The sequence below is a fragment of the Tahibacter caeni genome (assembly GCF_024609805.1).
Classification (GTDB): domain Bacteria; phylum Pseudomonadota; class Gammaproteobacteria; order Xanthomonadales; family Rhodanobacteraceae; genus Tahibacter; species Tahibacter caeni.
Map to the genome: position 1 here is coordinate 1 of NZ_JANFVR010000352.1, position 4,706 is coordinate 4,706.

4 protein-coding genes are annotated in these 4,706 nt (G+C 71.2%); 2 read left to right on the forward strand and 2 right to left on the reverse strand.

Annotated elements, in window-relative coordinates:
* A partial coding sequence (locus tag NON22_RS20545; protein WP_257388847.1) for a UdgX family uracil-DNA binding protein occupies window positions 1–601 on the forward strand: 601 nt, incomplete at its 5' end.
* Here NON22_RS20545 and NON22_RS20550 read toward each other — a convergent pair.
* Both NON22_RS20550 and NON22_RS20555 read right to left on the reverse strand, forming a co-directional pair.
* Window positions 575–1,849, reverse strand: coding sequence for a winged helix-turn-helix domain-containing protein (locus tag NON22_RS20550; protein ID WP_257388848.1), 1,275 nt, complete (start codon window positions 1,847–1,849; stop codon window positions 575–577). The genes NON22_RS20545 and NON22_RS20550 overlap by 27 nt on opposite strands.
* 92 nt (window positions 1,850–1,941) lie before the next feature.
* The gene (locus NON22_RS20555; RefSeq protein ID WP_257388849.1) at window positions 1,942–2,862 is read right to left on the reverse strand and encodes a lipase family protein; all 921 of its coding nucleotides are present in this window, start codon (window positions 2,860–2,862) and stop codon (window positions 1,942–1,944) included.
* A gap of 351 nt (window positions 2,863–3,213) precedes the next feature.
* Here NON22_RS20555 and NON22_RS20560 point away from each other — a divergent pair.
* On the forward strand, window positions 3,214–4,706 hold a 1,493-nt coding region (locus NON22_RS20560; RefSeq protein ID WP_484600511.1), incomplete at its 3' end, for a DEAD/DEAH box helicase.

The following is a 4,706-nucleotide window of genomic DNA, read 5'->3' on the forward strand; positions in this document are numbered from 1 at the left end:
CGGCGTACCCGGCGCGCGGGCGAGCCTCGCCACGGTCCGCGCGGCGGCGCTGCGCTGCCGCGCCTGTCCGCTCTGGGCGCCGGCGACGCAGACCGTGTTCGGCGAAGGTCCGGAGCATGCGCGCGACATGCTGATCGGCGAACAGCCCGGCGACCGCGAGGATCTGCTCGGCCGTCCGTTCGTGGGCCCCGCCGGCCAGCTGCTCGACCGCGCGCTGGCCGAAGCCGGCGTCGATCGCGCCAACCTGTACCTGACCAACACGGTCAAGCATTTCAAGTTCCGCCTGCGCGGCAAGCGCCGCCTGCATGCGCGCGCGAACGCCGCCGAGCAGGCGGCCTGCCGCGTCTGGCTCGATGCCGAGCTCGCGCGCGTACGGCCGCGCCGTATCGTCTGTCTCGGCTCGATGGCGGCGCAGGCATTGTTCGGCCGCAGCTTCCGTCTGCTGCGGGAACGCGGCCGCTGGCGCGAGCTCGCCGGCGGCGTGCGCGCGTTCGCGACCGTGCATCCGTCGTACCTGCTGCGCCTGCGCGATGCGGGCGAACGCGCCGACGCCTATGCGCTGTTCGTCGCCGAGCTACGCTGTCTGGCCGAGCCCGCGTAGCGCGCGCTTCAGCGGCGCGGCAAACGCGCGCGGCTCGCAAGGTCCCACGCTGACCTTCGGCGTTTCGTGCCAGACGGCGCAGTCGCGGATCGCTGCAGCGACGTCGGCGGCGAGCGCGTCGTCCGCCGCGACGCCGTCTTCGAGGAACAGCGCCTTGATCTCGAAGCGCCCCTCGCGCCGATGCGCCTTCGCGTCGAGACGGCCGACCAGGCGGCCGCGACGCAGTATGGGCAGCACGTAGTAGCCGTAGCGGCGCTTGGCCTCGGGCGTGTAGCACTCGATGCGGTAATCGAATTCCATGAGCGCCGCGGCGCGCGCGCGATCCCATACCACGGGATCGAACGGCGACAGCAGAGTGCTGTGGGTCGCGCGCAGGCCGCCGGCCGCGGCGCGGCGCAGCACCAGCGCGTGATCCGCATGCACGTAGGCCGGCTTGTCCCAGCCGTTGACGCGCGCCTCGACGATCTCGCCGCGCGCGAGCAGCGGCTCGAGTTCCTCGGCCGTGATCTGCCGGCCGAGGCGGAAGTAGTCGGCGATCCAGCGCGCCGGCGTTATGCCGAGCGCCTTGACCGAACGCGCGATCCATTCCTGCTTGACCGTCTGCGGCGTCTGCGGATCGCGCTCGACGCGATGCCGCCGCGCGGCCTGCAGCACGCGTTCGGCAAGATCGTAGACGCGCTGGAAATTGTCGCGTCGCGCGACGAGCAGCTCGCCGGTGCCAAACAAGGCCTCGAGCCAGCGCTTTTCGGCCTTCCAGCCCCACCAGCCGCCGCTGCCCGGGTTGTCGCCGTTGGTGAAGTCGGCCGAACGCACCGGCCCGCGCTCGGTCACGTGGGCGAGCAGGTCGTCGGTCTCGCGGCGATGGCTGCTGCGTATGCGCGCCGCATGGCGCTGGGCCCAGTGATTCGCGCGCGCCGGACGGAAATCGCGGTGCAGGTCGAAGTCGGCCATCGGCGCGAAACAGGCTTCGTGCGCCCAGGTTTCGAACAGGCTGCCGCGCGCGAGCGCCTGGTCGAGCCAGGCCGGCGGATACGCGCCGAGGCGCGAGAACAGCACGAGATACGGGCTGCGCGCGACGACGTGGATCGTGTCGATCTGCAGCAGTTGCATGCGCGCGATCGCGGCGAGCAGGCGCGCCGGCGTGGCCTTCGCGCGCGGCGCGAGCAGCAGCCCCTGCGCGGCCAGCTGCAGCAGCCGCGCCTGGGCCGGAGTCAAGGTGGCAACGGAAGGCTCGGCGGGCTGGCGCATGGGGATGAAGGACGAAGACGGCGGCCGCCCAGTGTAGCGGCCGCGCCGCGGCCCCGCTCCCGTGCCGACCGATTCCCGATCCGGTCCCGGCCTCAGCTGCCGTTGTCGACCGGCGGCGCGCCGAGCAGCTTCAGATAGGTCTGGCCGCTGTGCTGCAGGCCTGCCTCCGCATACCAGTCGTCGTTGAGGTCGATGGTGCCCTGCAGCGGCGTGCCGTTGCCGGGCTGCGTGTAGTTCTCCTTCTCGAGCGACAGCAGACGCTCGATCCCGTCGATCGGCGGGATCAGCAGCAGCGGCAGCTTGGGCTGACCCGGGAACGAGCTGCGGATCCAGGCCAGCTCCTGCCACGCATGCGGCACCACGTCGTCGACGTTGTAGTAGCGGCTGTTGCCCATCGCGAACTGGCTCAGCAGCCAGCCGGCGAAGACATCGTTGCCGGCGGTCGGGCCGGCGAAGGTCACCGGCCAGAAATCCAGCACGTTCTGGCCCGGCGAGAACTGCTGGTGCAGATACGCCGCCAGCATGGTCGCGAGCGCGCCGCCGAGGCTGTGGCCGATCACGGCAGTCAGGTACGGCCGCTGCGCCGCGCGCAGGAAGGTCGCGAGATCGCCCTGGGTCGCGTCCTTGAGCGTGAGCAGACTGCCCAGGCCGTGCAGCGAGCCGTTGGATACGCGCGCGCCGTCGGGCGCGCCGCCGTAGGGCCAGGCCGCGCTGCGGAACACGCTGAGATCCTGGCCGAACCAGTCGATCCAGAACGCCTTGGTTTCCGGGTTGGTGACCGAGCCGCGGATCGCGATCGCGTACTGCCCGCTGACCTTGTCCTGGGCGACGTAGACCTGGTTGCCGCTGTCGGCGGCGTACCAGACGAGATTCCAGTTGCCCTGGGTGGCCAGGCTGGTGTCGGCCAGCAGGCTCGCGATCGTCGCCTGGTCGGGCGCATAGGCGATCGAGGCCATGGTCATGCCGATCTGGCCGACGCTGTCGCCGGCGGTAGTGCTGAACGGTGCGGTCATGCGGAACTGCTCCTCGCGACGCCGCGCCGAAGCGCGGCCGGTTCAGGGGTGGGTGCCGCGGCGCGGCACGGCGATTCTGGCAAGAGTCTTTGAAAAAATCCGTCTTTCCCTTTTTACGGCCGCGTGACGCCGGCGCCGGCCGGTCCGCCGGCCTGCACGACCCGGGCCTGCCGCACCTGGGCCGTCGGCCGCGGCGAAGACCGCGCGCGGCCGGCCGCGCAGTCGAGTTATATTTTTATCCTTATTTCCTTTTCCGGCGCGGAACAGGCCAAGCGCAGTTCGGCGCCGTGGTCTATCAAGCATTTCGCGGCCGCATCGGCGACAATAGGCCGCCCCGCCGCGAGCCTGCCCATGACCGAACCCACCGATAGCGCCCCGCCGATGCCGACCACCTTCCGCGAACTGGACCTGCCGGCGCCGGTGCTGCAGGCGCTGGACGAGGTCGGTTACGAGTCGCCGTCGCCGATCCAGGCGGCCACGATCCCGCCGCTGCTGGCCGGCCGCGACGTGCTCGGCCAGGCCCAGACCGGCACCGGAAAAACCGCCGCGTTCGCCCTGCCGGTGCTCGCGCGCATCGATCCGACCAAAGCCTACCCGCAGGCGCTCGTGCTCGCGCCGACGCGCGAGCTCGCGATCCAGGTCGCCGAGGCGTTCCAGAAGTACGCGGCCCACCTGCCCGGCTTCCAGATCCTGCCGATCTACGGCGGCCAGGGCTACGGCCCGCAGCTGCACGCGCTGCGCCGCGGCGTCCAGGTCGTCGTCGGCACGCCGGGCCGCGTCATCGACCATCTGAACCGCGGTACCCTGGACCTTTCCCGGCTGCAGTGCCTCGTGCTCGACGAAGCCGACGAGATGCTGCGCATGGGCTTCGTCGACGACGTCGAGGCGGTGTTGCAGAAGACCCCGCCGACACGCCAGATCGCACTGTTCTCGGCGACGATGCCGGCGCCGATACGGCGCATCGCCCAGACCCATCTGAAGGACCCGGTCGAAGTCACGATCAAGGCCAAGACCACGACCGCGACGAACATCCGCCAGCGCTACTGGGCGGTCAGCGGACTGCACAAGCTCGATGCGCTGACGCGCATCCTCGAGGCCGAGCCGTTCGACGCGATGATCATCTTCGCGCGGACCAAGGCCGCGACCGAGGAGCTCGCCGAGAAGCTCGCCGCGCGCGGCCTGGCCGCCGCCGCGATCAACGGCGACATCCAGCAGCAGCAGCGCGAGCGCACGATCCAGCGGCTCAAGGACGGCCAGATCGACATCCTCGTAGCCACCGACGTGGCGGCGCGCGGCCTCGACGTCGAGCGCATCAGCCACGTGCTGAACTACGACATTCCGTACGACACCGAGGCCTACGTGCACCGCATCGGCCGTACCGGCCGCGCCGGGCGCAGCGGCGACGCGATCCTGTTCGTCGCGCCGCGCGAGCGCGGCATGCTGCGCGCGATCGAGCGCGCGACGCGCCAGCCGATCGAATCGATGAACCTGCCGACCGTCGAGGCGGTCAACGATCAGCGCATCGCACGCTTCAAGCAGCGCATCAGCGACACGCGCGCGGCCGGCGGCCTGGAGCTGTTCCAGCAGCTCATCGAACAGTACGAGACCGAGCACGACGTGCCGGCCGTGGAAATCGCCGCAGCGCTGGCGCGCCTGGTCCAGGGCGACACGCCGCTGCTGCTCGAACCCGAAGCCAGGCCCGAGCGCCACGAACGCGAGAAATGGGCCGAGCGGCGCAGCGGGGACCGCAACGAGCGCCCGGGCCGCGGCGAACGCCCCGAACGCGGCAACCGCAGCGAACGGCCGGAGCGCAGCGAGCGCCCGGCGCGGCCGCCGCGCGAACG

Coding starts and splice junctions, on each gene's coding strand:
- NON22_RS20550 (WP_257388848.1), bottom strand. CDS start 1,849: ATGCGCCAGCCCGCCGAGCCTTCCGTTGCCACCTTGACTCCGGCCCAG.
- NON22_RS20555 (WP_257388849.1), bottom strand. CDS start 2,862: ATGACCGCACCGTTCAGCACTACCGCCGGCGACAGCGTCGGCCAGATC.